Genomic DNA, 26,158 nt, shown 5'->3' with positions numbered 1-26,158 from the left:
GACCGGCGGTCAGGCCGATTGCGATGCGGGTTCGCGGTGCATGGTCTCGTACATCCTGGCGGCGACGAGCAGGCCGGAGGCGGCGGTGAGGGCCGCGACGGTCCAGATCGCCGGGCGGATGCCCCAGGCGTCGGCGACGAGGCCGCAGAGCAGGGCGCCGACGGCGAACCCGCCGTCACGCCAGAGCCGGTAGATCCCGACCGAGCGGGCCCGCCAGGTCGGGTGGGCGACGTCGCCGATCGCGGCGAGCAGGGTCGGGTAGACCATCGCGGTCCCGGCGCCGAGGGCGACCGCAGCACCGGCCCAGCCCGCGAACGACGTGGCGATGGCGAACCCCGCCAGGGCTGCGGCCTGCAGGAGCATCCCGGCGACGATGAGCGGTTTGCGTCCGACCCGGTCGGACAGGGCACCGGTGACGAGTTGGCCGGCGCCCCAGACCGCCGGGTAGAGCGCGGCCAGGACGCCGATCCGGGCCACGGACAGCCCGGCTGCGGCGAACAGCAGCGGGAACAGGCCCCAGGCGAGGCCGTCGTTGAGGTTGTTCACCATCCCGGCCTGGCTGGCCGACGACAGTGCACGGTCGCTGAACGATGTCCGCGTGAAGATCTGCCGGTCGGTCAGCCCACCGTGATGGCTCGCCCCGTCGTCCGACTTGGGGACAGGGGTGGTGCGGGTGCCCGCTTCCAGGCGTGCGTGGTGGTGGGTCTCGCGGACGAACAGGGTAGAGACCCCCAGGCCGAGGGCGGCGAAGGCGAGGCCGAGGTAGAACGGTGCCGGTCGCAGCCCGTAGCGGGCGGCGAGGTAGCCGGTCGCCAGGGCGGTCGCGGCGACGGCGCCGTACCCGGCGGCCTCGTTGAGGCCCATCGCGAGCCCGCGTCGGGCGGGGCCGACGAGGTCGATCTTCATGATGACCGTGGTCGACCAGGTCAGGCCCTGGTTGACGCCGAGCAGCACGTTCGCGGCGATCACCCAACCCCAGGAAGGCGCCCAGATGAGCAGCAGCGGGACGGGCAGCCCGACGAGCCAGCCGGCGACGAGGACGGGCTTGCGCCCGTACCGGTCGGACAGGGTGCCGGCAAGGTAGTTCGTCGCGGCCTTCACGGCACCGAACGCGGCGATGTAGCCCAAAGCCGAGGTGTACGCCGGGACCTTGAAGACCTGGTCGGCGAGCAGCGGCAGGACGGTGCGTTCCTGGCCGAGCATCCCTCCGACGAGCGCGTTGACGGCGACGAGCAGGGTGAACTGGGCCGCGTTGACGCCGAGCCCGAGCCTGGGAGTACCCCGATCCGGGATCACGACCGCTCCCCCGCGCCCTCGGAGACGGCCGGGCTCCCAGAGACTGCCGGACCACGGGCCAGGTCGGTGCCAGTGGCGGCGCAGAGGTCGTCCGGGCCTCCGGCAAGGACGGCGACATCGGTGCGCCCGGCCGCGAGCAGCAGGCTCGCGGCGGACATCGCCCGTTCGCCGTGCCCGCACATGACCAGCACCGGCCCGGGCCGGATCGCCGCCACCGCCTCAGGGTCCAGGAGCCGGCCCAGCTCGAGGTGGACCGCTCCCGGCACATGCCCGGCCGCGAACTCGCTGTCCTGACGGACGTCCAGGACGGTCGTCCGTCCAGTGTCGCCGGCCGCCTCGGACGCAGAGACGACGCTCGTGGCGGTGACCGGCAGCCCAGCGTCACGCCACGCGCGCAGGCCACCGGCGAGTTCGCCGACGACATTGTCGAAGCCGACCTTGAGGGCCTGCCACACGACCTCGTCCATTTCGTCGACGTTGTCGCGGTCATCGACGTCGTGCGGGGTGGGCCGGTCGCAGACGACGACCACGGGACGCTCGGGATCGGCGAGCCAGCCGAGCCAGGTACCGAAGGCCGGGCGCAGCGGGTTCGACAACGATCCGGGAACGTGACCGGCGGCGAAGGCTTCGACGGGTCGAACGTCGACTACCTGAGCGCCCCTGCCCTGCAGGGCCAGGACGTCATCGACGCTAAGCGCCGATGGGGTGACCGGGACCGGGACCAGAGCCGGCCCACGGCGGTTGAGCTCGCCGAGGCGACCGAAGTAGGTGGGGTAGGTGCCGAGGCCGGCCAGGAGCCGGGACACGAACTCGTCCTCGCCCGCGGGGGGCCCACCGATCCCGACGAGCAGCGGGTTGGTCGTCCGCTCCCGGCCGATCGTCGTGGTCCGGTCGGCGCCAGGAGGAGCCGAGCAGAACGAACCGGCGCCGTGCGTCGGCCATACCGGCAGGTCGTCGGACAGTGTCAGCAGCCGTCGGACCGATGCGTACTGGGCCCGAGCGAGCTCGACGGTCCGGTCCGGGGACACCAGATCGGTACGGGCGGCGGAGCCCACGATGAGCGACCCACCGGTGAACACCCCGAGCGGGCGGTCGCCGTCCAGGAGCAGGAACGCCAGGTGCTCACCGGTGTGCCCAGGCGTCGCCAGAACCTGCAGCCGCAACCCGCCGAGGTCGACCTCGTCGCCGTCCTTCAGGCCCGTGTGCGGGAACTGCCGCTCGCCGGCGGCGGACGCCAAAACCCGGGCTCCCTCGTCAGCGGCGAGCTGGACCGCCCCGGACAAGAAGTCGGCGTGCAGGTGGGTTTCGGCGGCGAACGTCACCCGAAGCCCGGACCCCGCAGCGGCCCCGCGCAGACGGCGCAGGTCCCGGCTGGCGTCCACAGCAAGAGCACGCCCATCACCGAGATCCACCAGGTAGGCCGAGTTGCCCAGCCCCTCGTCGACGAGAGCAATCACACCCGGAACACCCGGCACCCCTGACACGCTCGCCACGTCAGCCTCCTCGCTCGCCCCTGCGATATCCCAACGTGGACAACCGATCGGGACTATAGTCCAATAATCTCTGGAAGATTGGACGGTATCGTCGGATGGGTGAAGATCCTCATACTGCTGAACGACCCTCCCTACGGGAGCGAGCGGACCTGGAACGGGCTGCGACTGGCGGGGTCACTGGCCCACCGCGACGACGTCGAGGTGCGGGTGTTCCTGTTCGGCGACTCGGTCGGGGCGGCGGTCGCCGGCCAGAAGGTGCCCGACGGCTACTACCACCTCGACCGGATGACGTCCGGTGTCCTCCGGCACGGCGGCCAGATCGGCTGCTGCGGGACCTGCCTGGACGCCCGCGGCCTGACCGATGTCTCCCTCGTGGACGGCGCGGAGCGCGGAACGCTGGACCTGTGCACCGACTGGACGCTGTGGGCCGACAAGGTCATCTCCTTCTGACCGTCAGACGTCTGACCGCCAGGCGCCTGTGGAACGAAGGCACGCGATGAGCCGCCGCGCGGACAAGGACGCACTGTTCGAGCAGTTCGCCCGCATCGGCAAGGCCTTGGCCAGCCCCAAGCGGCTGGAGCTGCTCGACCTCCTCGCCCAGGGCGAACGCACCGTGGAATCCCTCGCCCGCACCGCGAACCTGGGCGTGACGACCTGCTCGGCACACCTGCAGACCCTCAAGCAGGCCCACCTCGTCACCACCCGAAAGGACGGCGTCCGCGTCCACTACCGCCTCACCGGCCCCGACGTCGCCGCCCTGTACGGCCACCTCCAGGAGGTCGCCGCCACCCACCTCAGCGACCTGCAGCCCGCCGCCCGCGCCTATCTCGGCCCCGAGGACACCGAGGCCGTCGACCGCGACGAGCTGCTGCGCCGCGCCCGTGCCGGCCAGGTCACCGTCATCGACGTCCGCCCCGCCGAGGAGTACGCCGCCGGGCACATCCCCGGCGCCGTGTCCGTCCCGCTCGCCGAGCTCGCCGACCGCCTCGACACCCTTCCCGCCGACCGGCAGATCGTCGCCTACTGCCGCGGCGCCTACTGCGTCATGGCCCACGACGCCGTCCGCCGCCTGCGCGCCGACGGACGCCCCGCCGCCCGCCTGCGCCACGGCATGCTCGAGTGGCGTCTCGCCGACCTCCCCGTCGCCACCGCCTTCGCGGACGACGTCGCATGACCGACATCGCCACCGACACGGGAGCCGGCCCGTTCCGGAACGGACCGATCTACCTGGACTACAACGCCACCACCCCGATCGACCCAGGAGTCACCGACGCCATGCGGCCGTACTTCGCGGAGCACTTCGGCAACCCGTCCAGCAGCCACGCCAACGGCACCGCTCCCCGCGCGGCTCTCGCCGCCGCCCGAGCCCAGGTCGCCGCCCTCGTCGGCGCTGCCGCGGGCGAGATCGTCTTCACCGGCAGCGGCTCCGAGGCCGATACCCTCGCCATCCGCGGCGTCGTCCTGGCCGCCCTCACCGACGACCCGACCCGGTGGGCGCACGGCCGCCCGCACGTCATCACCCAGGTCACCGAACACCCCGCCGTCCTGCGTGCATGTGAAGCCCTGCACCGCCTCCACGGCATCGACGTCACCTACCTACCCGTCGACACCGACGGCTTGGTCGACCCCGGCGCCCTCGCCGACGCCATGACCGACCGCACGGTCCTGGTCACTGTGATGCATGCGAACAACGAGACCGGCACCATCCAACCCATCGCCGAACTCGCCGAGGTCACCCACGCCCACGGCGCGCTCCTGCACACCGATGCGGCCCAGAGCATCGGCAAGGTCGCCGTCCACGTCGACACCCTCGGGGCAGACCTGCTCACCGTCGTCGGGCACAAGATGTACGCCCCCAAGGGAATCGCTGCCCTCTACGTTCGCGAGGGGCTCCGCCTCGAGCCCGTCGTCCCCGGCGGCGGGCAAGAACGCGGACTGCGCGCGGGTACCGAGAACGTCGCGTTCGCCGTGGCCCTCGGCTCTGCCGCGGATCTCACCGCCCACGCCATCGCCGCCGGCGAGACCGAGCGCCTGCGCGACCTGCGTGACACCCTGCACGACCTACTGGAACAACGACTCCCGGGCAGGGTCCACCTCAACGGTCCGCTGCACGGCAGGCTGCCCAACACCCTCAACATCAGCATCGACGGACTCAGCGCCGACGCCCTGCTCGCCGATCTCCCCTCGGTCGCCGCGTCCACCGGATCGGCCTGCCACAGCGGCCGAACCGAGCCGTCACCGGTCCTGACCGCGATGGGACGGACACCTCAGCAGGCACTCTCCGCGGTCCGCCTCTCACTCGGGCGGTGGACGACCCACGCGTCGGTCACGGCCGCCGCCGACGCTCTGGGCGCTGCAGCCGCCGTGACCTGATCGGCCACCAGAACCCAGGAACGACACACATCCCTGGTGGCCTTCACCATGGCCGTCCGGTCACGACTCGCATCCTTGGTCGGGGCAGCCGCACGCGTCGTCCCCGGCCCCTTCGCGACCCGAATCCTGGGCGATCGGCGCGCAAGAGCAGGCCTCGCCTCGCCAGGCCGTCCTTCCTTCGCGTACGGCGAGGCTGGCGACGAGCAGACCGACCACGGCGTCGGCCCACCACCAGCCGAACGCTGCGTTGAGCGCGAGCCCGGCGAGCAACACCGCCGAAAGGTAGGTGCACAGCAGGGTCTGGCTCGAGTCGGCGACCACCGCGGCCGACCCGAGTCGTCGTCCGGTGCGGCGCTGCGCCCACGACAGGAACGGCATCACCATCAGAGACAGGGCGGCGACGGCGATCCCGATCCGTGACGGGTTCGCCTGGTCGCCGCCCGTCAGGGCCCGCACCGACTCGAAGGTCACGTAGGTGGCGAGGGCGAAGAATGAGATCCCGATCAGTCGCAGCGCCTGGCGTTCGCGGGTCTCGGGCAGTGGGTGACGGAACTGCCACAGGATGACCAGCCCGGAGGACATCTCCACGATCGAGTCCAGCCCGAACCCGACCAGCGCGATCGAGGACGCCGCGGCGCCGGCGGCGATCGAGACGACCGCCTCGACGAGGTTGTACGCGACCGAGGCGGCAGCCAGCTGCTGCGCCCGCCGTCCCAGCCGGGCTCGCGCGCCGGCCTCGAGCGCGATCGCCGTCCCGCTCACGAGGCTGCCCCGACGCCGAACCTGGGACACAGCACCACTGCCTGGCCGGTGGCGGACAGCAGCGTCTCTGCGGCCCGAAGGACCTCGAGCACCTCCGGCCCGACAACCAGCGAGTACACCGACGAGCGCCCCACCGCCTGCACCGCGACCATGCGGCAGTCGAGCAGGCACCGCAGATGGGCCGAGACGGTCGACTGCGCCAACCCCAGGTGCTCGGTCAGCTCCCGCACGTTGTGCTGCCCGAGCAGCAGGTGGTTCACGATCGCCAGCCGCGACGGATCACCCAACCCCCGGAACAGGCTCGCCGCAGCGACCAACCCCACCTCCGCATCGGCGGCCGAGATTCCCTCGCCATGCCCATCGAGGTTCACCGCTAACATCGTCACCTTGCGATGATAGATCTTCGCGGCCGGAAGGCTCCACTCCTGGATATGACCGAGCACACTGACCGACCCTTGACGCAGGGATTCTGTTAGTGAATTCTAACCGTTAGTGGATACTCACCGAGCAGTTGATGGCTGGGACGCCCTCGCCGACGGGACTCGGCGGGCGATCGTTGCGAGGCTGGCGGACCGCGAACTTGCGGTCGGTGAGCTCGCGGTTGGACTGCCTGTCACGCGGTCGGCGGTGTCGCAGCACCTGAAGGTGCTCAAGGACGCCGGGCTGGTCAGCGAACGAGCTGCCGGGACACGGCGGATCTACCGGCTCAATCCCAGCGCGGTGGCCGCGTTGCGGGACCAGCTCGACACCTACTGGCAGCGCGCCCTGGCCGGCTACGCCGACGTCACCGCGCAGGCACGACTCACCGAGCCGTCACCGGCCGAGTCGCAACCCGAGGAGAACTCATGACCGAGGCCGTGGTCCGCAGGACGGTCGTCGTCCAGGCGCCGCAGGACAAGGCGTTTCATGCCTTCACCGAACGGTTCGGCGACTTCAAACCACGAGAGCACAACATGCTCGCCTCGCCGATCGCCCAGACCGTCTTCGAGCCGCGGGTCGGGGGCCACATCTACGACCGCGGGGAAGACGGCTCCGAGTGCAGGTGGGCGCGCGTGCTCGCGTTCGACCCACCGCAACGGGTGGTGTTCAGCTGGGACATCGGCCCGACCTGGCAGGTCGAGTCCGACCCGGCCCTGACCAGCGAGGTCGAGGTCCGGTTCGTTCCCGAGACCCCCGACCGCACCCGCGTCGAGCTCGAGCACCGCCACCTCGACCGCCACGGGCCGGGCTGGGAAGCCGTAGCTGACGGCATCGGAACCGACGACGGCTGGCCGCTGTACCTGGCCAGGTACGCCGACCTGCTAACCGGTGGTGCCTGACGTGACCGCGACGGTCGTCAGCACCGACATCAACCGCAGTGCCGCGGAGGTGTACGCGTATGCCACCGACCCGACCCGTTTCAGCCAATGGCAGGCCGGGGTCGTCGACGGCCACCTCGAGCACACAGCGGCCGCAGGCGTTCCACCTGCGGCGCCGACGATCGGCACCCGATGCATGACCACCCGACGCATCGGCGGCGCGAACCGGTCGTCCACCTCCCTGATCACCCATGTCGACCCGCCCAGGACCTGGGGCGTCCGCGGCACCGACGGACCCATCCGCGCCATCGTCGACCTCACCGTCGAACCCCTCGACGGCAACCGCAGCCGACTCACCATCTCCGTCGACTTCACCGGACACGGCATCGGCAGACTGCTCGTCCCCCTCGTCGTCCGTCGACAAGCCCGCACCGAGATGCCCAACAACCTGGCCGACCTCAAGCGCACCATCGAAGCGAGCGCTCGCATTCGGTCCGGGAATGAGTGAGGCCCCGGATGCGGTCCGGCTAGGTGCGGACGTGCAGGCGCCAAGCAACCCCTCGTCGAACAACCCTGCCACCGATGCCCCGGCGGGGCCGGGCTCCGCGGCTGTGGCCTTGGCTGCCCCGATGCGGCAGCAGCGAGGGATGCCTGTCGTCTTCACCGCCGGCGCGGCTGTCGGGATCCTGGGTGGGATGATTGGACTGGGCGGGGCGGAGTTCCGGCTCCCGCTGCTGATCGGCCTGTTCGGCTTCGTCGCCCTGCAGGCCGTGATTGTCAACAAGGCCCTCAGCCTCGTCGTCGTCGCCAGCGCCCTGCCCGCCCGGCTCGCAGCCGTGCCCCTGCACGACCTGTCCCCGCACTGGACCGTCGTGGTCAACCTGCTCGCCGGCAGTGTCGTCGGTGCCTGGCTAGGCGCGTCCTGGGCCACCCGGATGCGCTCGACCACCCTCTACCGGGTCCTTGCCGTCCTGCTCGTCCTGATCGCTACCGCCCTGGCCGCCAACCACCTCGGCACCCTAACCACACTTAACCTGCCGCCTGCCGTACGCGTGATCGTCGGGCTGGCCGCCGGGACCGCGATCGGCGTCGTCGCAGCCCTCATGGGCGTCGCGGGCGGCGAGCTCTTGATCCCCACCCTCGTGCTGCTCTACGGGGTCGACATCAAGATCGCAGGCAGCCTGTCCTTGGCCGTCTCGCTGCCGACCATGCTCGCCGCGTTCACCCGCTACAGCCGCGACGCCAGCTTCACCGTCCTGCGCGCTAACACCCGGTTCCTCACGGTGATGGGCGCAGGCTCCGTCACCGGCACCGTCATCGGCGGCCAACTCCTCGGCATTGCCCCTGCAGTCCTCCTGGTCCCCGTCCTCATCGCCCTGCTCCTCGCCTCGGCCATCAAGGTGTGGACCCACAAGTAGGGACCCCCTCCCTCGCTGTGCTGGGGTCGTGCTGGAGCGTTCAGCGACGATCGGGGGTGAACTAACAGGAGCAGTTGCCGGAGGCGCAGCCTGAGTCTGCAAGCTTGGCAGCGGTGCGGCGCTTGAGCCACCACATCCCCGTTGCCGCGGCGATCAGGAGGCCGGCTGTGGCCAGAAGGATGTTCTCGGTCAGTGCGGCGCCCGTGGCGGTGAGCAGGCCGCCGGTGATCAGGACCGGGAGCGCGCAGCACGCGGCGCAGGCCAGCGCTGCGAGGGCGGCGGCGATCTTGCTGCGGCGCGGTGGCCGGCTGTCGGTGGGGTGGAGGTCGGCGAGGTCGGCGCGATCGGGGTTGTGGTCCTGAATGGTCACGGGGTGGCTCCTTCGGCGAGCGAGGCGAACGGCAGGGGGCAGTCGTGGCAGGAGCAGGCGGTCAGGCTGTCGCAGTCGGCGGCTATCACCTGGTTGAGGGTGTCGCGGATCAGGGTGAGGTCTCGGAGCTTGTGGTCGATCTCGTCGAGCTTGGCCCGGGCCCGGTCCTGAAGGTCGGGCGTCGGGTGCGCGCGCCGGCCGGTGGCGAGCAGGTCGGCGATCTCGTCCAGGGTGAACCCGAGTCGTTGCGCGGCTTTGATCACCCCGATCAGGGTGACGGTCTCGGCAGGGTAGGTGCGGTGTCCGCCCGGGCTGCGTTGCGGGGTGGTGATCAGTTCGCGTCGTTCGTAGTACCGCAGGGTCTGGACGTTGACCCCGGCCCGTTCGGCGACCTCGCTGGTGCGCAGGCCCCGGTTCATCGTCCGGTCACCGGGTCACGAGAAGTCAGCGGCAGGCCCGCTTCGGCCCATTCGGCCTTGCCGCCGGGATAGACCCGTACGTCGCTGTAGCCGAGGTGTTCGAACGCGCGGGCGGTCAGGGTGGAGCGCCCGCACCCCGGGCCGGAGCAGTACACCACCACAGACTCGGACCTGCGCGGGACCAAGGCGACGGCGAGGTCGACGGACAGCGGTCCGGGAACGTTGACGGCGCCAGGTAGGTGCCCGGCCTGGTACGCGGCCACCGAGAGCGCCTCGACCAGCACCGCCGAGCCGTCGTCGAGCAGGGTGACCAACTCGTCCAGGGTCACGCTCCTCATGACCAGACCTCCCGCTGTCCGGCTCGCGGGGCGGCCGGTAGCCCGCCGCCGGCTCGGTGCGGGCGATCCTGGTGGGCCATCAGCCTTCCCCTCGGCGGTCGTGCGATGCGGGGTGATGGGTTGCTCACGTGATCGACCCTAAGGCTGTACCTGGGTACCGGATTCAAGCCCGCCGTGCCGTGATCCAGGTCACGTCCACAGGTGCCGGGTGCTGGGTGGGTCGTGTAGACATCGTGCGTCAGCACTCTCGTCTGGCCACGCGCTGGAGGTATCCGGGATGGACGGCGTGCTCGCCCTGGCCGGGTGGCTCGAGCGACGCCTGGTGCTTCTGGTCCTGGGGGTCGGCACGCTCGGGGTAGCCGTGCCGGGGTTGCCCCGGGCGGTCGCCGATGTGGACGGGATCAGCATCGCGCTGGCGTTGCTGGTGTTCTCGGTAGGGCTCGGCGTCGACCCGGGTGGCCTGTTCCCACCCCGGGCGCTGCTGGGCCGCTGCCTGGTCGTCACGGTGGGCGCGGCGGCGGTGCTGCCGCTGCTGGCGTGGTCCTGCAGCCGGCTGGTGGACGATCCGGCCCTGCGCGGTGGGGTCCTGTCGGCCGGTGTCGCCCCCGCCGAGGTCGCTTCCGTGGCGCTGGTTGCACTGGCCGGTGGTCCCGCCACGGCCGCGATGACCGTCCTGATCGGATCCACCCTGCTCAGCGTCCTGATCGCGGGCCCGGCGCTGAGCGCGCTGGCCCGCGGAGCCAGCGCCGACCCGGCCAGCATCCTGGGGGGCCTGCTGCTGGTGGTCGCGCTTCCGCTGCTGGTCGGGGTCGGGGTGCGAGCCCTGCTTCGGGACCGGCCGGGCCCGGCCCAGGCGAGCCAGACCGGGAGCCTGGTGTTGGTCCTGCTCCTGGCCTGGCTCGTCGCCGGACAGATCGAGCTGAGCCGGCAGTACCTGATGGTGGCGGCCGCCCTGCTGCTGTTCCTGGTCGGCTCCACCGCCCTGGGACTGCTGCTGAGCGCCGGCCTGCCGGCGCCCGAGCAGGTGGCGTTGACCCTGCCCGTGGGCATGCGTGACTTCGCGATCGCCGCCGGGATCGCCACCCAGGCCTTCGGAGACGCCGCAGCCGCGCCGCTGGGCCTGTACGGGCTACTGGTCCTGCTGCTGGGCGCGGCGGCCGCGGCACGATCCGGAACCCACGCCGCGACCGGTGCCGCTCACCCCTGACCGGACAGGGGAGCGTGGGCACGGCCGGACCGGATCTCCCGCAGTTCGGCGGGCCGGGTCACCTGGCCTTCGGTGATCACGATCGGCACGCCGGTGGCGGCGACGAACCGGTCGTGGACCTGCTCCACGTCGGTCCACCGCTGCTCGGGCAACTCGTAGAACAGGTCCAGCACCGCGCGGGCCGAGTCGTCGTCGATCGTGGTGGCCTCCCACAGCACCTGGTCGGCGACCACTGTGACGGTGTTGGTCATGAACGCGCAGCAGGCGTTCTCCCGCGCGGCCAGGTCCCTGGCCCAGGCCTCGATGCCGTCGTCGGCGCGCAACCGCCATCGCATTCCCACCTCGGTGTGTTCCCGCGAGATGAAGGCCGCGTCGAACAGGCGGGCGTACTCGCGCAGCCGTTCCTGGCCGGTGTCCGGCGCGTCAGTCATGTCGCATACCACGGCCGGCAGGGCCGGCCCCGACGTGCTCAGCCCGTCGGCCGGGTTCACTGTCGGGTGCTTCGTGGCTGTGGGGACGCTGGTAGTCGCATCGGTCATCGGTCCGCTCCTCAGATGGATTCCGGTCGGTCAGGATGGACCGTAGACTCTGGACCATGGTCCAGAGTCAAGAGCATGTCGGTGGACGGCTGCTGAGGATCGGCACCGTGGCCCGCCAGGCCGAGGTCAGCATCGACACCGTCCGCTACTACGAACGACGCGGGCTGCTCACACCCGCAGGCCGGCTCCCCTCCGGGTACCGGCTCTACACCCCGGCGGCGGTCGCCACGATCGCCCTGGCCCGCAGACTGCAGGCCCTGGGCATGACGCTGGACGAGGTCGCCGACGCGCTGCGCGCGCACGACCGCCCGGACGCCACGTGCCAGTCCGAGAGATGGCGGCTGGAGGAAGTCCTGGACCGCACCCGCGCCCGGCTGGCCGAACTGACCACCGTCCAGAACGACCTTCAAGCCGTCCTCGAATGCTGCAGCGCCGGCCGCTGCGAACTACGCACCGACCCCACAGCCGACCCGACCTGAACCTGCCGACCCGCCAAGGGTGACTGAACCCAGGGCTGACCGGGCCGGCGATGGACCGCTGGAGGTGGGCGCCGGAATCGGGTCGGAGCGGGCGCGGCGCGGAGGTTCCGCGTCATGCGTGAGCCTTGACCTCACGCCTGGACACGCTGCCTCGGATCACGGAGAAGGCAGCTACGGCCGCCAGCAGGTGCAGGAGCGCAACCACAGCCGCCAGGGAGGCCAGACCCGGGCGCGACTCGTTCAGCTGGTGGGCAATCTCCCGGACATCGAGGGCCGTGAAAGCAACCATCGTGGCGGTGATGGCGACCGCGACCAGAGGAGACCCCACGGTCAGGACAAGGACAGCCAGCAGCACGGACAGCAGGACCGCGGCCACGACCAGCGAGGTGGACTCGGGGTTGACGCCGAGCAGGCTCTCCGAGCTGCCCTGCGCCGCATGCACCGCCCCCGACTCGGTCCCCGACTCAGCGCCTGACTCTCCAGCCACTGCAGGGGCTTTGGATGCTTCTGAAACGGCTCCGTCGGCAGAACTGGGCTGTGTCGAGGTAGCCGCTCCTTCCTGGCCACCGTCCCCATCACCGGTCGTCGTCGCCGCCGGGCCTTGGGCCGTGCTGGCTGGTTCCGCGGGGCTGGATGCGATGGTGGCCGAAGTGCTTTCCGCGCTGGTGGCGCCGCGTTCGAGAGCGACGCCGGCGGCGAACGCGCCGGCGGACACCAGGAGCAGGGTGGCAGTAAGGATCCTGGCGCGGGTCAGCAGCATGTCGAGTCCTTCGGGTCGGTGGTCGCCAGACGCACTCCCCCGTGCTCACTCGGATGGAGCAGGTCGCGGTTCGCCATCGGCGGCTTCGGTGAGGGTCGTCGCTGGTAGGGACGCCGGCGGTGCTGGGCTGATTGCATCGGGGTTGCATCAGGTCTGATCGGGGCGTGCTGCAATCACGGTGACGTCCGAGACGTCCCTGTCAGTGAGGGGTGGTGAAACGCGCAGATGAACCGCTCGGGGCAGGGCGAGGACTTCCTGCAGGCCGCGTTGGTGCATGCCGACGTGGTCCACGCCCTTGCCCGCAGGCTGGCCCCGCATCCTCAGGACGCGCCGGACATCGTGCAGGAGACCTACCTACGGGGGTACGCCGCCTGGGGCCGACGGCGGCCCGACGATGTCGGGGCCTGGCTGGCCACCATCTGCCTCAATGTGGGCCGCGACGCGCTGCGAAGGCACGCCCGCCACAACACACTGCTGGACGACCGCCCCGCCCCCGACCTGCCCTCGGCCGTCGACACCGCCGACGCGGCGCTGGAGCGACTGGGCAACGACCGGATCGAGTCGGCCCTGTGGACTCTGCCCGAGGTCCAGCGGATCGCGATCACCCTGATGGACATCTGCGGGTTCACCGCGGCCCAGGTCGCCACCATCACTGCCGCACCCCGCGGGACGGTCCTGGCCCGCGTGCACCGCGGCCGCAAGACACTGGCGTTGATCCTGACCGATGAGCGAGCCGAACAGCGACAGCCCCGGGAGGTGTCGGATGGGCCCTGACCCAGAGGCGCTGGCCGCTGCCTACCTGACCGACATGCCGGCCCGGGCCCGCGCCCGCCACGACCAGCACCTCCTGACGTGCGAGGCCTGCTGGCGCGAGGTCAGCCTGGCCCGACGCGGCCGGGAACTGGCCGAAAGTGCTCACCAGGCCGCACCGGCAGGGCTCCGGGAGCACCTACGAGCAAGCGTCGCGGCGGCCGCCGCCGATCCCGCAGCAGGTCAGCGGGCCGCGGACCTGCCACTAGCCCGGCGGCCTCGCCCAAGGCTGATTCTGACGGTGGTGGCGACCGGACTGGCCCTCGCCATGGCGGCCTCGGTGTGGCAGCCGTGGCGGCCGACTTCCGAGCAAGGTCCAACTGCAGCGATCGCGACCACCGCAGCGCTCGATGCCGCGCTGGCCAGCTTCCGAGACGATCGGCTCCCCGGGACCGCGGTGCCGTCCGAGCCGGCCCCGGACCTGACAGCGCTCGGTCTGCGGCTGGTCGCGGCCGGAACCGGCCGTCAAGACCAGGCGGAGGTGACGATGTACGCCTACCGCGCCAACTCAGGGTCCAGACTCGCCGTCTACCGCAGCAGCCGGCCCTTCCCCGAAACCGACCAGTCCCGCGAGATCCCGGGCACTGAGACCGCCTGGAGCCTGCAGTCGGACGACATCACCGTCCTGTGCGGACCGGACACCCACACCATGCTGCTGCTCAGCACCGACCCCGCGGCCGTCCACGAGGTCGGTGAACTGCTCGACCTCACCTGACACAAGCCTTGGGTGACGACGGCTCAGCACGACGATCTCCTCGCCGCGACCCACATGGCAGCCAGGCAGTCGACTGCTGATCGACGAGATCGACGCCGATACATTCGTGGTCATGGAACAACCGGCCGGGATGGCGCAGCTTGACGCCGTCAGACTGCGGCGCGCAGTGCTGATCGTGGCCGCCTTGAACTTCGGGTACTTCTTCGTCGAGTTCAGCGTCGCGTTGATGGCCGGATCGGTGTCTCTGCTCGCCGACAGTGTCGACTTCCTCGAGGACACCTCGATCAACCTGCTGATCTTCATCGCACTGGGGTGGCCGCTTGCGCGCCGGTCACGCCTGGGGAAGGTGATGACACTGGTGATCCTTGCTCCCGCCGTCCTGGCGGGATGGGAAGCGATCCACCGACTCACAGCCCCCCGCATCCCCGACGTGGTGCCGCTGGTGGTCGCATCGCTCGGAGCGATCGCGGTGAACGGCACCAGCGCCTGGCTCTTGGCCCGCGTTCGACATCACGGCGGTTCGCTGAGCGCTGCCGCGTTCCTGTCAGCGCGTAACGACGTTCTGGTCAACCTCGCCATCATCGCCATGGGCATCTGCACCATCTGGGTGCGGTCCGGCTGGCCCGACCTCATCCTCGGCTGCGTCATCATCGCTCTGGCGCTGCGCGCTGGATGGGAAGTGTGGGAGGTCAGTGAAGAAGAGCGACTGGCCGCCAGAGCCCTGGCCGGTGAAAGGATCGAATGATCACCCAGAAGGACCAGAACTCCATCCTCGCTGGGTGGCCGACCCAAGCGGTTCTGCACGACTCCGCATCCCGCTTCGGCACGAGACCCCGGGCGGGTCAGGGTCAACTTGCTGGGTCAGCGCGCGGCCTCGTCGCTGCTGCCGAGCCCCACGGGAGAGACACATCACCCGCCGCCGATACTACGAAGGCCACCGAGGGCGCTATGAGCGAGGCAGCCTCCATCAGCGACCGCCCGAGGTGCACGAGCTGACCGATCGCGGGTCCACGGACACACGCGGCCCTAACGACGCTGTCACCGTGTTCGTCCGGCTAGCAGCTGATCTCGTCGTCGCAGGTGTTGCCGCGCCAGGTGTTCCACCCTGCCTGCAGGCAGGCTGCGGCCACGACCAGGGCGACGATGGGGTCGGCCCGCCACCAGCCCAGGGCGGCGTTTGCGACCAGGCCGATCAGGACCGCGATCGACAGGTAGGCGCAAAGGATGTTCTGGGTGCCGGCGCCGCTGGTGGCGTGGGAGCCGAGCTGGCGGCCGAGGCGCTTCTTGGCTCGCCCGAGGATCGGCATCAGCGCCGCGTCGATGCCGGCCAGCCCGATCCCGACCCAGCTGCCGCCCGCAGCGTTCCCGGTGGCCAGGTGGTCGATGGCGGCGACCACGATGTAGGGCACCAGGAGGATGAAGGAGACGGCCACCACCTTCTGCGCCAGGCGCTCAGCGGTGACCGAGTGGATCCGGTCGCCACTGAACCGCCAGATGATCACCAGCGCGGCGGCGGCCTCGATCGCGCAGTCCAGGCCCCATCCGATCAACGCGACCGAGTCCGCGGCGATCCCGGCGCTCATCCCCACCACGCCGTCGATCGCCAACCACACCAACGTCACCCAGGACAGCACCCGGACCCGCGCGGCCAGCGCGAGCCGATCAGGGGACCCGGCGGTAGCCGGGACGAGGACCATCCCCGTAAAGTAGCAACACTTCCAACTATCAGCAAGGATTCTTGATGAGTAGTGAGGTCGACTCCGCCGTCGTCGACGAATGCCGGCGACTGGCCCACACCTGGGCGCCGGTGCTACAGGCCTTGGGCAACCCCGAACGCCTCCTCATCACCCTGTGGCTGGCCGGAACCACCAGCTCGGTCCGAGACCTCGAACGCGTCACCGGCCTGAGCCAGTCTCTGGTCTCCTACCACCTGCGCGCCCTGCGCGAGGCAGGCCTGGTCACCGCCACCGCCCAAGGGCGCGCCAACCGCTACGAACTCGCCCACCCCGACCTCGACAAGCTCGCCCAGTTGGTCGGTGGCCTCGACACCCGAACCCTCCCGGCGGGAACGCACGGACCCGAGACGACACCGCCGGCTACGCGATCGGTCCTCGAAACCTGACTTTGCCGAGACCCTGACCCGATGCCAAGGCGTGGCTAACAAACCGCCGTCCACGGACGTCAACGACGGTCTATGCCGAGTCGCTGCATGCCGGGGCCGTCGAGGCCGTCGAGCAACTTCGCCAGCGGGACGTCGAGGGCGCCGCACAGCGGTAGCAGCCAGTCGACGCCGATCTGGCGAGAGCCGGCTTCCCAACCGCCGACCGTGGCACGGGAGACGCCGAGCTGGCCGGCGAGTTCGGCCTGGGTCCAGCGTCGGCGCACGCGTTCAGCCGCGACGTTGCGCGCAAGGAGCGCGGACAGCGGCTGGGACACGAGTGACATGGTGGAACGAGCGCAGGTCCGACCAACACCGCCGCGTGAGTGATTGCTGCGTTTTGCATCTTGACGCTGCGTATCGCAACACCATAGCCTCCTACGTGTCCGGTTGATGCGGGTTGAGTCTCAAGCTCCCCGCATCAACCAGGACCTGGACGCCCGGTGCGTCGGCGAGAGCGTTGAGGGTTCGAGCCGAAGCCAGCCGGGGCCACTGCGGTCCCCCTGGGGCCTCAACCCCCACCGTTGGGGGCCGCAGTGCGCCCTCAGCCAGTCACCCTTCCGCCTGCCGGGCCAGATGATCCGCGTCGTCGTAGACGGGCCCGACAAACCCCCGACAAGTCCCCGAGAAACCCCCGACAACCCCCCAGCAACGGCCGAGCCGTCCACGGCTCGGCCGTTGGCGCATTCGTGCAGGTAGGAGGCCCGCGATGCCCGATCCGACGCCGCCGGGCCGACCCCGACAAGCCCCTAAGAGGGCACCCTCCCGTACGGGGGATCATAATCAGCCATCCAGAATGCTCGCCGTCGTCCACCAGCTCCAGCCCCGCGACCACGTAATCGCCGCTCTGCTCGTCGAGCACCGCACCCTGACCACCGGCCAGCTCACTGCCGTCCTGTTCGACTCGCCGTCCACCGCCCGGGCCCGCCTCTACCGGCTGCGACACCTGCGCTGGGTGGACCGGTTCACCCCCGTCCGCACCGGCCAGCACCGCCAGACGTACTGGGTCGCCGGACTGCTCGCGGCCCGCTACCACGCCGTCCACCAGGGCAGCTCCGCACCCACACCACGAGCCTGGCGGGACCGGGTCGAAGCGATCGCCGCCAGTACGCACCTGACCCACACCCACGGCGCCAACCAGGTGTTCATCGACCTCCTCGCCTACAGCCGGACCCACCCAGGCACCCAACTGGCGCGCTGGTGGGGACCAGCACGGACGGCGGCAGCCGTCGGACAGCGAGTTCACCCCGACGGACACGGCGTCTGGGCCGAGGACAACGACACCCACGGCCACGACGGCGACCGGCAGGTCGGATTCTGGCTGGAGTACGACACCGGAACCGAACCCCTGGCCCGCCTGATCGGCAAGCTCGACCCCTACGCCCGACTCCAGGCCGCCGGCGGCCCCGACTACCCCGTCCTGTTCCACCTCCCTGGGTCGGCCCGTGAGGCCCACCTCCACGACCTCCTCGCCCACCGCCCGCAGCGGCCAGGCGTCATCGTCGCCACGACGACGCCCACGGCCGCGGCGACGAGCCCGGACGCCCTGACCGGTCCGGTCTGGCTGCTGGACGGCGCCACGACTCGGTGCTGCCTGATCGACCTGCCCAGCAGCCCCGGGCGGCCCGGGCCCTATCACCCGGGCCCGCCCATCGCCGACCAGGACCCCCTGTTCCTGCTCCGCCAGCCCCCACCCCACGACGAGGGCCAGTTCGAGAACGAGGGCCAGTTCGACGCCAACGGCCAGTTGGTCGACGACGTACCCAACTGACCCAACCAGCCGCTCTCGGGAGCTTGCCTGGTTGGGTCGATCGCCTACGGTCGAGGGACAACAGAAACCCCCACAAGATCCACCCGCACCACCGGGACTTGGCCATCGCGGCCGCAGATCCGACATCGCCCACCGCCTCTCGGCTGGTCGGCCCGGACCTCTCCGCAAACAGCCAACCCATCGCCACCCAGCTACGCCGCCCACCTCGGGCTCCCCACTCGCCGCCGCGCGAGCACTCACGCCCCGCATCGAGGGCACTCCCCTACCCGGCAGTCCCTGTCGGTTCAGCTATTCGCAGCTGCCTGCCATCACCCGCGACCGGGTGGGACGTCGTCCCACGCGGCGCATCCGCATGCCCACCTCCGGGCACCCAACCAGGAAGGAACCAACCGAGATGTCCACTCCAGCCAGCACCGCAACGACGGTGCGCCTCCGCGAGCCCAGCGATCTGGTGACCGCTGTGCCGTACCTGCTCGGCTTCCACCCCGACCCCGGCAGCATCGTCGTCCTCGGCCTGCACGAGCGCCGGATCGCGATCACCGCCCGCGTCGACGCCTCCGCCGTCCACACCGACCCGACCGAGATGTGGCGACGACTCGCCGGTCCCCTCGCCGACGCCGACACCCACGCCGTCGCGCTCATCGGCTACATGCCCGCCGACGAGGTCGACATCGTGTTCACCCTCGCAGCGACCTCACCGCTCCCCGTGCTGGAGATGCAGCGCGTGGACGACGGCCGCTGGTGGTCCCTGACTTGTACCCAGGACTGCTGCCCACCCGGCCAACCCATCAGCTCCGACACCCCGGTCGACGTGGCGTTGATCGCCGCGAGCGGCTCCCCCGCCCCGACCCGGGACAGCCTCAACGCGCACCTGCAGCCGGGACCAGACGAGCTCGTGGACGACGTCGCCGCCCACCTACCACGACGGCCGCGACCGACCACCGGTGACGCCTACCGGGCGATCGACGACGCCCACACCGCCCGCACCGACGGACCACTCCCCCTCACCCCCGACGAGGCCTCCCTGCTCCTCCAGGCCTTGGCAGACGTCGTCGTCCGCGACGCCGCCAGCGGCTGGCACGACGACGCAGCCTGGTGGCTGTGGACCGACCTGATCCGCACCGCACCCACCGGGTGGATCGCCCCCGCGGCAACACTCCTCGCGACCACCACCTACCAACGCGGCAACGCCGTCCTGGCCCGGCTCGCCGCAGAACACGCCCTGCGCGACAACCCCGACTACGCCCTCGCCCAGCTCGTCGTCGGTCTGACCGAAGCCCACGTCCACCCCGGCCAACTCCGTGAGGCGCTGTCCGTCGCCGTCCGGGACGTCGCGGAGCTTCACCCCGGCCTGGCCGACCTGATGGGCGGTGACCCCGATGCCTGACGACAGCCACCGACCACGACACGGCGCCGTCCGCGTGACACCCGGCGGGTCCCCGGTCATCCACACCGTCGCCTGGCTCGCACTGCGCACCCGCGGCGTCCACGAAGGCCTCACCCGAGACCTGCATACCTGGGCGCGCCGTCATGGCCTGCGGACCCAGCCCGGCAACCGCAACGACCCGACCGAGACCGCTTGGCCCGAACTGGCCACCGCCTGGTGTCGAGAAGGCCACCACGGTCTGGCGGCGTCCAGTCTGATCAGGCACTCGGCGAGCCGGCTCGACGCCGCCGTCTGGGTGCTGCCGTCCGCCACCATCGACGGCCGCCGCATCGTCATCGTCGGCGTCGACGGCCGCCCGCCCACCATCTACGCCGACGGCTGCCGCGACAGCTGGGCCTGGCGAGACGCCGACAGCCTGGTCATCACCTGCCCCGCCGGGCACGGCTGGACCTGGCGAACCGGACGCGAACTGCTCACGACGACGGGCCGGGCAACCACCCTCACCGCCGTGTTCGGGTCCAACCTCGACGTCCCGTTCACCACCTGCCCAACCTGCACCGGCGTGATCACCGACCGAGACGACGACGCAACGACCGAAAGCAAGCACGACGACAGGGACGACGTACGTACCGCCTGCGGGTGTGACCGCGACCCCTGGATCGTCTGCCCCACCTGCGGCCAGGTCTGCACCCTCAGCCTGCCCACCCCCTGACTGCCAACCCTCACTAGGCAGCACCTCAGCCGGCCCACTTCCCCAACCGGGACGACGTGGAGCCGGCTTTCGCATGCCCACCAACAGATCGACAACCCGTCGAGCTGACAGGAATCAACGACAGGAAGGAAGAGCTCGTCATGGCACACGAACTCGAGACCATCAACGGCCGCACGGCCTTCGCCACCGCCCGGGTGCCCGCCTGGCACCAACTGGGCACCGTCACCACCGACTGCATGACCGCCACCGAAGTCATCACCACCGCTCTGCTCGGCGACTGGAACGTCCGCAAGATCCCCGTCGCCGGCACCGCTCCGGACAGCACAACCGTGGCCGCACCCGACAAGGCCATGACCGTACGGACCAACCCCGTCACCGGCGCCACCGACTACCTCGGCGTCGTCGGCCGCGACTACACCCCCGTCCAGAACGAGGCCTGCGCCGAACTGCTCGACCTGCTCGCCGACGCCTCCGGCGCCCACTTCGAGACCGCCGGCTCACTGCGAGAAGGCAGACGCATCTTCATCACTCTGCGGATGCCCGACGGCATCCGCATCGCCGGCATCGACGACCTCGACCTGTTCCTCGCGGTCTCGACCAGCCATGACGGATCCATGGCCCTGCGTGTGGACGCCACCCCGGTCCGGGTCGTCTGCGCCAACACCCAGCGACTGTCCCTCAAGCGATCCGTCGGGCACTACACGTTCCGACACACCACCAACATCAAGACGAAGATCGCCCAAGCGCGCCAGGCGATCGGCATCAGCTACAGCTATGCCGACGCGTTCGCTGCCGACGCCGAACGGATGCTCGACACCGCCCTCGCCGAAGACGCCTTCCGAGCCGTCTGCGAGCAGATCTGGCCCACCCCACCTCTGGACGCCCCTGCGCGGACCAGGACCAACCACCGTCGCCGCGCGGCGACGCTCGACTACCTGTTCACCGACGCACCCACCCAGGCAAACATCCGCGGGACGACGTGGGCCGGCTGGCAGGCCATCACCGAGTACGTCGACTTCTACGCCCCCGCCCCCAGCCAGGCCCGGCGCGCCGAACGCACCCTCAGCTCGGCCACGGTCACCGGGATCAAGCAGAAGGCACACGACCTGCTCGCCCCCGTCCGCAACTGAACCGCCCCTCCACCCGGACCGAGGCGGTGGCGCCTCCCTGGCCCCACCGCCTCGGCTCCCGGCTTCCCCTTTCCCTGTCGGGCAACCAGCCACGACGACTACTACGACACGAAGGAGAGCAGGATGATCAATCCCGACTCACGCGTCACGATTCATCCCGGCGGCTACGTCACCGTCGACGTCCTTGTATGGCTCGACCAGCGCACCGGCGGCCCCATCGATGAACTGACCACCGCGCTACAGAACTGGGCATCCCGACCGGACGCGGCACCCGACTGGCTCGAGAACGCACAGACCTGGATGACGACCAGCGGATTCGAGCCCACGAGCCCCGAGCTCGCCGTCACCGACGTCATCGCCCACGTCGAGACCCGGCTCGACGCCGAAGTGTGGATCCTGCGCGGCATCCACCGGGATTGGGGGCCGGTCGCCGTCGTCGGGATCAACCATGACCCGGCGACCGTGTACGCGGACGCCTGCACCGACTCCGGCGACTGGTTCGACGCCGACAGCGTCGACATCACCTGCCCCGGCGGACACGGCTGGACTTGGCAGGAGCGACCGCGACCTCATCACCGCGGACGGGTCGTTCGTCACCCTCACCGAAGTGTTCGGTCCCAGTGTGGATGCCCCGTTCAAGCCGTGCCCGCACTGCCGCGCCTACATCGGCGGCTATCGCTCGAAGCCGTGCGGCTGCGACGGCATCCCCTGGATCATCTGCCCGACCTGCGGCCGCCGCTGCGACCTCCACCTGCCCACTCGATAACCAGTTCGCCCCGCCCCTGGGGGAGCCGACCACGGCGTCTCAACCCCAGCCTGTCTCGGCTCCCCCAGGTACGCGCTCACCCAGCGCACGCCCTCACCCGCTGCCCCGCCGCCGGTCGCGCATAACCGGCCTTTCTGCGTTTGGACGCCGTCATGAACCGCACCATCCGCCGTCGCGGCACTCGCTATCCCCCCACTTGCCCTGAGCCTCGGCGTCGGACTCCTCACCAGCGGCGCAGGCGCGGCCTGCCCTGCGCCGGCCGCCAGCCCAGCCATCGCCACCGCTTCGTACGGCCCGTCTGTCAGCGCCGCGACGATAAGTTCGCCCGACCCCGCAGCGACACGTACGCCGGCCAGCGTCTGGGACGCCGAGCAACTCGCCAACGCCCGCATCATCACCACCGTCGGCAACTCGCTGGGCGTGCCACCACCGGGACGGATCATCGCTCTGGCCGTGGCGCTCCAGGAGTCCAGCTTGAACAATCTCCCGTACGGCGACCGCGACTCCCTCGGCCTGTTCCAACAGCGCCCGTCGCAAGGGTGGGGCACCCCCGACCAGATCCTCACCCCGACCTACGCGGCGACCCGCTTCTACCAAGCCCTGGTCGCGATTCCGAACTGGCAGCAGATACCGCTCACCGAAGCGGCGAACGCTGTCCAACGCAGCGCCCACCCGTCCGCATACGCCGACCAGGAAGCCAAGGCTCGTCAGATCTACAACACGGTCACGGGTGCCGGCGCCTCAGCGGCGATTGGCGGTGTCGATCAACTCCTGGGCAACCCCGGGTGCCTGCTCGGCGGCGGCGACGGGCTGCCCTCCGACGTCGCGTCGGTGCTGCCCGCCGCCTTCTCCCTGCCCGTCGACACACCGTTGCCGGTCCGGACAGCGATCGTGTGGGCCCTCGGCCAGCTCGGCACCCCCTACTCGTACGGCGGCGACTGCACCGACGCCCACTCCGTAAACCCCGCCCACCAGTGCGACTGCTCCAGCCTCGTCCAGCAGGCCTACGCCCATGCCGGGATCCCCCTGCCCCGCACCACCGGTGACCAAGTCCAAGCCGGCCAGCCCGTCCCCAGCCTCGCCGACATCAAGCCCGGAGACCTCGTCTTCATCCCCGGCGCCGACGGCACCCCAGCCCGCCCCGGCCACGTCGGCATGTACATCGGCGACGGCCTAGTCGTTCAAGCACCCCACACCGGCGCCGTCGTCCAACTCACCAAGATCAGGTCATGGGCCACCCAGATCACGGAAATACGGCGGGTTCGAGCGTAAGGCCGCCGTCGTGTTGGACGTGGCTACCGTCGCCGCGTCGGAAGGTGTGCGGTGCTCCACGTCGAAGCGACCGACTGGCTCAGCACCAACCTCCGCCGACCGCCGCCCCATGCCGTGACTTCACGCAGATTGGGGACGTTCGACCATGACGTCGCTCTCGCTTCCCCGCCCATTGGACACTTCCGCTGGTAGGTATTGAGGATAGCGTTCGCGCAAATAGGCAAGACCTGAGTCGTGCGAAGTCTCGTAGTCCAGAGAGTTCTGCACAAACTTGAGACGATGCTGGGCATCGGAGATCAACTCACTCCACTGCTTGACCACCAAGCGGTATGTGTCGGTTTCCTGAACGACGCCAAAGGGTAGGTTTCGTTGGCGGCGCTGTTCGTCCACCGTGCGGGTCGTCTCGTTGCCGACCAGCCAGAAGTCCCATTTCACGTTTGGCTGGGCGAAGCTGTCATCATTGACAATCGCACTTGCGTACGCCCGAAGCTGGCTGACGTCGTCGTCGTCGAGTTTGTGTTTCGGCCTCTTGAGTTCGACGACCAACTGTTCGAAGGAGTCGGCGTTGGTCTGCAGTCGCCGCCCTAGGACCAAGTCCGGGATCGCGTCGGAGCCGTCCTCAAGGCGGACTTCTTGCAGGTCCGCAAGCTCAACTTCCTTTCCGAGCTTCGATAGAAACTTCCTCAGGACCTTGGTCAGTCGCTCATCGTCCCCCGTGAGACTCCACTCTTCGCCGAAGATCCAGGTCTCGTGGGCCAAGATCCGGTGTAGCTGACGCCGCTCCAGCAAGCGGCTCTTGATCTGCCGATCAAACAAGATCGTGTTCAAGCCGCTCAGGAAGTCCATCCTGGAGCCGATCGCCCGGCCTGTCTGGATGAGTTGAGACAGGGTTGTGTGCCTCAGCATCTGAGCAAGCTCGTCGATCCGTGCCTTCGGAAGCCGCGCGAGGTCGGTGAGAATCGGGAGCAGCGCCTCGGGATCATTCTCGAACGTCTCCCTGAGCAGCCGGAGGGCGAGCGCTTTCGATTGCCCACTCTTGCTCTCGTCAACAGTGCGGGACGCAGCCATGGCAACAACTCGGAAGGTGTCACGGGTAGCGGCCTCAACCTGAGTTTTCGGCTCCTCCTTATACGGCCAGACGCCTTCGTCCCGCCATCGCTGGATGGTGGCGGCCTCGCGAAGGCGGTGCCGCTCCGACAGATGCTGACGGATGGCATCGCGGGCCGCCGCGATCAGGCGGCCGGTGGGTGTGTCAGTGTCGTCTTCCAATCCAATCGGTTCCCGACCGCCGAAACCGTCCCACTTGAGGTAGGCAGTGAACTCGGAGCCGGGTGCCTGAATCCGCGCCTCAACCTCCTCGAAAACGCGGTCATCCGCATCGCACAAGAAGATCGCACGCCGTACACTCTGTAGTTTCCACTCAATGATGGTTAGGGTCGCGACGCCTTCCCATTCATCGGCATCCTTCAGCGCAATCACTTCGCGATGCTCTTGGACCGACCCGGGATCGATGTCATGGCCCAGAAAGCGGATACTGAAGTCCTTGTGCCGGTCAAGGTGGAGCGCAAACTCGATCAGGATCGACTGACGCAAGTCGCTGACGGCATCGAATGCAGCGACCGCCTCTTGAGTCAACTGGATGACCGAGACGCGAGTACCCGTCTCGGCGGTGTCCGGCTCAGGTTCGAATGTCTCGATGTCGAAGCTGTCTAGAGATGTCCGCCGACCGGTGACCCGGACAGTTCCGAGGCCACCCTCTACCTTTTCGGCAGTCGACACCCAACGAACGACGTTGCCCAACCCGAAGGCAGCGTATCGCCCCCGGCCATGCCGACCGTGGACCACTCTGGTACCGCCGACGCTCTTGGTTCCCGGCATCAACTTCCAGCTGTCACCGACCCGAGAGAAGGACCGTTCAGCACGTTCCAGCCCCATTCCGTTGCCATCGTCCGCAACTTCAATCTCTTCGAGGCCACCAAGGCCGTTGTAGCCACACGTAATCGTCACGACGTGGGCATCCTCGTCGAAGGAGTTCCACACCAGCTCGGACAACCCAACAGAAGGCCGCTTGACGTAGCCCTCCAAGATCGACTGCCCCGCCTGGACCTTGACCGTTGTCATGGAGTCATGCTGCCACGAGGCACCGACAGAGCAGGCGGGCCCGCACGCTGAGGTCGCTGCACGTAGAGTGGTGCTTGTGATCGATCTATGGGCGGAGTCCGACCTGCCTGTGCTCGTTGAGCTGGTGCAACGGCTGGAGGTTGAGGGCGCTCACCGTGTCGACACGCCTCTGCACGTCGGCGATTTGACAGAGCGGCAGATACAAAGCGCCCTTCGTCGCCTCGAAGACGGTGGCTACATCGTCGGCGTTTCCACGCAGATGCGGTACCCCGTCGTGGTCACCGGCGTCACAGAGCGGGCACGACGCGCCGTTGGGGCCTGGCCCTCAGCGGAGTCGCTTACCGAGCGACTACTCGTCGCACTCACCGATGTCGCCGAGCAGGGAGAGACGCCAGAGGCTCGCACACGAGCCCGACGACTTCTGGACGCGGTCGGACAGGATGGACGCGGCATCCTCATCGGCGCCTTAGGGAGCGCCTTAGGCTCCAAGTTGCTCGGCATATAGAGGACGCAGCGGCGCGAGTCTTGGTCGCGGAGATCGGTGACCATCACGGCGTAACTGCG

The 26,158-nt window shown here is 69.6% G+C and carries 32 protein-coding genes; 20 read left to right on the top strand and 12 right to left on the bottom strand.

Annotated features, from left to right (window positions below; all coding sequences use genetic code 11):
* Nucleotides 1-9: 9 nt before the first annotated feature.
* Nucleotides 10-1,293, bottom strand: coding sequence for an MFS transporter (locus ECOMGDLI_RS01245; protein WP_369812692.1), 1,284 nt, complete (start codon nucleotides 1,291-1,293; stop codon nucleotides 10-12).
* Nucleotides 1,293-2,780, bottom strand: a complete 1,488-nt coding sequence (locus ECOMGDLI_RS01240; RefSeq protein WP_088312850.1) for an MBL fold metallo-hydrolase — start codon at nucleotides 2,778-2,780, stop codon at nucleotides 1,293-1,295. The genes ECOMGDLI_RS01245 and ECOMGDLI_RS01240 overlap by 1 nt, the downstream gene beginning before the upstream one ends.
* Before the next feature lie 108 nt (nucleotides 2,781-2,888).
* On the opposite strand from ECOMGDLI_RS01240, the gene ECOMGDLI_RS01235 reads away from it, so the two are divergent.
* The 3 genes from ECOMGDLI_RS01235 to ECOMGDLI_RS01225 are packed head-to-tail and all read left to right on the top strand — an operon-like array spanning nucleotide 2,889 to nucleotide 5,162.
* Complete coding sequence (locus ECOMGDLI_RS01235; protein WP_088312808.1) at nucleotides 2,889-3,239, top strand: DsrE/DsrF/TusD sulfur relay family protein; 351 nt, start codon at nucleotides 2,889-2,891, stop codon at nucleotides 3,237-3,239.
* Between the two features lie 46 nt (nucleotides 3,240-3,285).
* Nucleotides 3,286-3,963: a metalloregulator ArsR/SmtB family transcription factor gene (locus ECOMGDLI_RS01230; protein WP_088312806.1), complete on the top strand. Its 678-nt coding sequence runs from the start codon at nucleotides 3,286-3,288 to the stop codon at nucleotides 3,961-3,963.
* Nucleotides 3,960-5,162 carry a cysteine desulfurase family protein gene (locus ECOMGDLI_RS01225; RefSeq protein WP_088312804.1) on the top strand — a complete coding sequence of 401 codons (1,203 nt, stop codon included), beginning with the start codon at nucleotides 3,960-3,962 and terminating at the stop codon, nucleotides 5,160-5,162. The genes ECOMGDLI_RS01230 and ECOMGDLI_RS01225 overlap by 4 nt, the downstream gene beginning before the upstream one ends.
* 60 nt (nucleotides 5,163-5,222) lie before the next feature.
* On the opposite strand, the gene ECOMGDLI_RS01220 is transcribed toward ECOMGDLI_RS01225, so the two are convergent.
* Together ECOMGDLI_RS01220 and ECOMGDLI_RS01215 are read right to left on the bottom strand one after the other, a co-directional pair.
* On the bottom strand, nucleotides 5,223-5,924 hold the full coding sequence (locus ECOMGDLI_RS01220) for a cation transporter (protein WP_088312802.1): 702 nt from the start codon (nucleotides 5,922-5,924) through the stop codon (nucleotides 5,223-5,225).
* Nucleotides 5,921-6,367: a helix-turn-helix transcriptional regulator gene (locus ECOMGDLI_RS01215; RefSeq protein ID WP_233153249.1), complete on the bottom strand. Its 447-nt coding sequence runs from the start codon at nucleotides 6,365-6,367 to the stop codon at nucleotides 5,921-5,923. Before ECOMGDLI_RS01215 ends, ECOMGDLI_RS01220 begins: the two co-directional genes overlap by 4 nt.
* A 49-nt stretch (nucleotides 6,368-6,416) precedes the next feature.
* On the opposite strand from ECOMGDLI_RS01215, the gene ECOMGDLI_RS01210 reads away from it, so the two are divergent.
* The 4 genes from ECOMGDLI_RS01210 to ECOMGDLI_RS01195 all read left to right on the top strand — a co-directional run bounded on the left by ECOMGDLI_RS01210 (nucleotide 6,417) and on the right by ECOMGDLI_RS01195 (nucleotide 8,640).
* Nucleotides 6,417-6,773, top strand: coding sequence for a helix-turn-helix transcriptional regulator (locus tag ECOMGDLI_RS01210; protein WP_088312800.1), 357 nt, complete (start codon nucleotides 6,417-6,419; stop codon nucleotides 6,771-6,773).
* Entirely contained in the window at nucleotides 6,770-7,243 is a 474-nt protein-coding gene (locus tag ECOMGDLI_RS01205; protein ID WP_088312798.1) for an SRPBCC family protein, read from the top strand. Before ECOMGDLI_RS01210 ends, ECOMGDLI_RS01205 begins: the two co-directional genes overlap by 4 nt.
* A 1-nt stretch (nucleotide 7,244) precedes the next feature.
* Nucleotides 7,245-7,730, top strand: a complete 486-nt coding sequence (locus ECOMGDLI_RS01200; protein ID WP_088312796.1) for an SRPBCC family protein — start codon at nucleotides 7,245-7,247, stop codon at nucleotides 7,728-7,730.
* A 139-nt stretch (nucleotides 7,731-7,869) separates the two neighbouring features.
* Nucleotides 7,870-8,640 carry a sulfite exporter TauE/SafE family protein gene (locus tag ECOMGDLI_RS01195; RefSeq protein ID WP_198954421.1) on the top strand — a complete coding sequence of 257 codons (771 nt, stop codon included), beginning with the start codon at nucleotides 7,870-7,872 and terminating at the stop codon, nucleotides 8,638-8,640.
* A gap of 61 nt (nucleotides 8,641-8,701) precedes the next feature.
* On the opposite strand, the gene ECOMGDLI_RS01190 is transcribed toward ECOMGDLI_RS01195, so the two are convergent.
* The 3 genes from ECOMGDLI_RS01190 to ECOMGDLI_RS01180 are packed head-to-tail and all read right to left on the bottom strand — an operon-like array spanning nucleotide 8,702 to nucleotide 9,758.
* Nucleotides 8,702-9,010 carry a hypothetical protein gene (locus ECOMGDLI_RS01190; RefSeq protein WP_088312794.1) on the bottom strand — a complete coding sequence of 103 codons (309 nt, stop codon included), beginning with the start codon at nucleotides 9,008-9,010 and terminating at the stop codon, nucleotides 8,702-8,704.
* Entirely contained in the window at nucleotides 9,007-9,429 is a 423-nt protein-coding gene (locus ECOMGDLI_RS01185; RefSeq protein WP_088312792.1) for a MerR family transcriptional regulator, read from the bottom strand. The genes ECOMGDLI_RS01190 and ECOMGDLI_RS01185 overlap by 4 nt, the downstream gene beginning before the upstream one ends.
* Nucleotides 9,426-9,758 (bottom strand): rhodanese-like domain-containing protein, encoded by a 333-nt coding sequence (locus tag ECOMGDLI_RS01180; protein ID WP_158220832.1) that lies wholly within the window; start codon nucleotides 9,756-9,758, stop codon nucleotides 9,426-9,428. The genes ECOMGDLI_RS01185 and ECOMGDLI_RS01180 overlap by 4 nt, the downstream gene beginning before the upstream one ends.
* Before the next feature lie 286 nt (nucleotides 9,759-10,044).
* On the opposite strand from ECOMGDLI_RS01180, the gene ECOMGDLI_RS36385 reads away from it, so the two are divergent.
* Nucleotides 10,045-10,974: a hypothetical protein gene (locus tag ECOMGDLI_RS36385; protein ID WP_088312788.1), complete on the top strand. Its 930-nt coding sequence runs from the start codon at nucleotides 10,045-10,047 to the stop codon at nucleotides 10,972-10,974.
* Here the strand turns inward: ECOMGDLI_RS36385 and ECOMGDLI_RS01170 are convergent.
* Nucleotides 10,965-11,513 (bottom strand): hypothetical protein, encoded by a 549-nt coding sequence (locus tag ECOMGDLI_RS01170; protein WP_088312786.1) that lies wholly within the window; start codon nucleotides 11,511-11,513, stop codon nucleotides 10,965-10,967. The genes ECOMGDLI_RS36385 and ECOMGDLI_RS01170 overlap by 10 nt on opposite strands.
* A 107-nt stretch (nucleotides 11,514-11,620) precedes the next feature.
* Here ECOMGDLI_RS01170 and ECOMGDLI_RS01165 point away from each other — a divergent pair, with 107 nt between their 5' ends.
* Nucleotides 11,621-11,992: a MerR family transcriptional regulator gene (locus tag ECOMGDLI_RS01165; RefSeq protein WP_198954420.1), complete on the top strand. Its 372-nt coding sequence runs from the start codon at nucleotides 11,621-11,623 to the stop codon at nucleotides 11,990-11,992.
* A 112-nt stretch (nucleotides 11,993-12,104) separates the two neighbouring features.
* On the opposite strand, the gene ECOMGDLI_RS33540 is transcribed toward ECOMGDLI_RS01165, so the two are convergent.
* The gene (locus ECOMGDLI_RS33540; protein ID WP_143447412.1) at nucleotides 12,105-12,752 is read right to left on the bottom strand and encodes a hypothetical protein; all 648 of its coding nucleotides are present in this window, start codon (nucleotides 12,750-12,752) and stop codon (nucleotides 12,105-12,107) included.
* A gap of 225 nt (nucleotides 12,753-12,977) precedes the next feature.
* On the opposite strand from ECOMGDLI_RS33540, the gene ECOMGDLI_RS01155 reads away from it, so the two are divergent.
* The 3 genes from ECOMGDLI_RS01155 to ECOMGDLI_RS01145 all read left to right on the top strand — a co-directional run bounded on the left by ECOMGDLI_RS01155 (nucleotide 12,978) and on the right by ECOMGDLI_RS01145 (nucleotide 15,022).
* Nucleotides 12,978-13,526 carry an RNA polymerase sigma factor gene (locus ECOMGDLI_RS01155; protein WP_088312782.1) on the top strand — a complete coding sequence of 183 codons (549 nt, stop codon included), beginning with the start codon at nucleotides 12,978-12,980 and terminating at the stop codon, nucleotides 13,524-13,526.
* Nucleotides 13,527-13,806: 280 nt separating this feature from the next.
* On the top strand, nucleotides 13,807-14,277 hold the full coding sequence (locus ECOMGDLI_RS33535) for a hypothetical protein (protein ID WP_143447411.1): 471 nt from the start codon (nucleotides 13,807-13,809) through the stop codon (nucleotides 14,275-14,277).
* Nucleotides 14,278-14,389: 112 nt separating this feature from the next.
* Nucleotides 14,390-15,022 (top strand): cation transporter, encoded by a 633-nt coding sequence (locus ECOMGDLI_RS01145; protein WP_198954419.1) that lies wholly within the window; start codon nucleotides 14,390-14,392, stop codon nucleotides 15,020-15,022.
* Between the two features lie 310 nt (nucleotides 15,023-15,332).
* Here ECOMGDLI_RS01145 and ECOMGDLI_RS01140 read toward each other — a convergent pair whose 3' ends face one another.
* Nucleotides 15,333-15,974 (bottom strand): cation transporter, encoded by a 642-nt coding sequence (locus ECOMGDLI_RS01140; RefSeq protein ID WP_198954418.1) that lies wholly within the window; start codon nucleotides 15,972-15,974, stop codon nucleotides 15,333-15,335.
* Between the two features lie 44 nt (nucleotides 15,975-16,018).
* On the opposite strand from ECOMGDLI_RS01140, the gene ECOMGDLI_RS01135 reads away from it, so the two are divergent.
* Entirely contained in the window at nucleotides 16,019-16,399 is a 381-nt protein-coding gene (locus ECOMGDLI_RS01135; protein ID WP_088312778.1) for a helix-turn-helix transcriptional regulator, read from the top strand.
* A 59-nt stretch (nucleotides 16,400-16,458) separates the two neighbouring features.
* Here ECOMGDLI_RS01135 and ECOMGDLI_RS01130 read toward each other — a convergent pair whose 3' ends face one another.
* Nucleotides 16,459-16,713 (bottom strand): helix-turn-helix domain-containing protein, encoded by a 255-nt coding sequence (locus ECOMGDLI_RS01130; protein ID WP_158220831.1) that lies wholly within the window; start codon nucleotides 16,711-16,713, stop codon nucleotides 16,459-16,461.
* 518 nt (nucleotides 16,714-17,231) lie between these two features.
* Here ECOMGDLI_RS01130 and ECOMGDLI_RS01125 point away from each other — a divergent pair.
* The 6 genes from ECOMGDLI_RS01125 (at nucleotide 17,232) to ECOMGDLI_RS01100 (ending at nucleotide 23,473) form a co-directional block, all read left to right on the top strand.
* Entirely contained in the window at nucleotides 17,232-18,206 is a 975-nt protein-coding gene (locus ECOMGDLI_RS01125) for a replication-relaxation family protein (RefSeq protein ID WP_158220830.1), read from the top strand.
* Between the two features lie 451 nt (nucleotides 18,207-18,657).
* A complete protein-coding gene (locus ECOMGDLI_RS01120; protein ID WP_158220829.1) occupies nucleotides 18,658-19,593 on the top strand; it encodes a DUF4192 domain-containing protein in 936 nt (311 codons plus the stop codon).
* Nucleotides 19,586-20,305 carry a hypothetical protein gene (locus ECOMGDLI_RS01115; protein WP_143447410.1) on the top strand — a complete coding sequence of 240 codons (720 nt, stop codon included), beginning with the start codon at nucleotides 19,586-19,588 and terminating at the stop codon, nucleotides 20,303-20,305. The genes ECOMGDLI_RS01120 and ECOMGDLI_RS01115 overlap by 8 nt, the downstream gene beginning before the upstream one ends.
* A gap of 140 nt (nucleotides 20,306-20,445) precedes the next feature.
* Nucleotides 20,446-21,435, top strand: coding sequence for a DUF932 domain-containing protein (locus ECOMGDLI_RS01110; protein ID WP_088312768.1), 990 nt, complete (start codon nucleotides 20,446-20,448; stop codon nucleotides 21,433-21,435).
* 123 nt (nucleotides 21,436-21,558) lie between these two features.
* Nucleotides 21,559-22,326 carry a hypothetical protein gene (locus ECOMGDLI_RS33530; RefSeq protein ID WP_143447409.1) on the top strand — a complete coding sequence of 256 codons (768 nt, stop codon included), beginning with the start codon at nucleotides 21,559-21,561 and terminating at the stop codon, nucleotides 22,324-22,326.
* A gap of 328 nt (nucleotides 22,327-22,654) precedes the next feature.
* The gene (locus tag ECOMGDLI_RS01100; protein ID WP_198954417.1) at nucleotides 22,655-23,473 is read left to right on the top strand and encodes a C40 family peptidase; all 819 of its coding nucleotides are present in this window, start codon (nucleotides 22,655-22,657) and stop codon (nucleotides 23,471-23,473) included.
* A gap of 120 nt (nucleotides 23,474-23,593) precedes the next feature.
* Here the strand turns inward: ECOMGDLI_RS01100 and ECOMGDLI_RS01095 are convergent, their stop codons facing one another.
* Nucleotides 23,594-25,594 (bottom strand): ATP-binding protein, encoded by a 2,001-nt coding sequence (locus ECOMGDLI_RS01095; RefSeq protein WP_088312762.1) that lies wholly within the window; start codon nucleotides 25,592-25,594, stop codon nucleotides 23,594-23,596.
* A 76-nt stretch (nucleotides 25,595-25,670) separates the two neighbouring features.
* Here ECOMGDLI_RS01095 and ECOMGDLI_RS01090 point away from each other — a divergent pair, with 76 nt between their 5' ends.
* Nucleotides 25,671-26,099 (top strand): hypothetical protein, encoded by a 429-nt coding sequence (locus ECOMGDLI_RS01090; RefSeq protein WP_143447408.1) that lies wholly within the window; start codon nucleotides 25,671-25,673, stop codon nucleotides 26,097-26,099.
* The last annotated feature ends 59 nt before the right edge of the window (nucleotides 26,100-26,158 follow it).

This window comes from Kineosporia sp. R_H_3, from assembly GCF_002198675.1.
Taxonomy (GTDB): Bacteria; Actinomycetota; Actinomycetes; order Actinomycetales; family Kineosporiaceae; genus R-H-3.
This window is presented reverse-complemented; position numbering and strand designations above follow the sequence as displayed.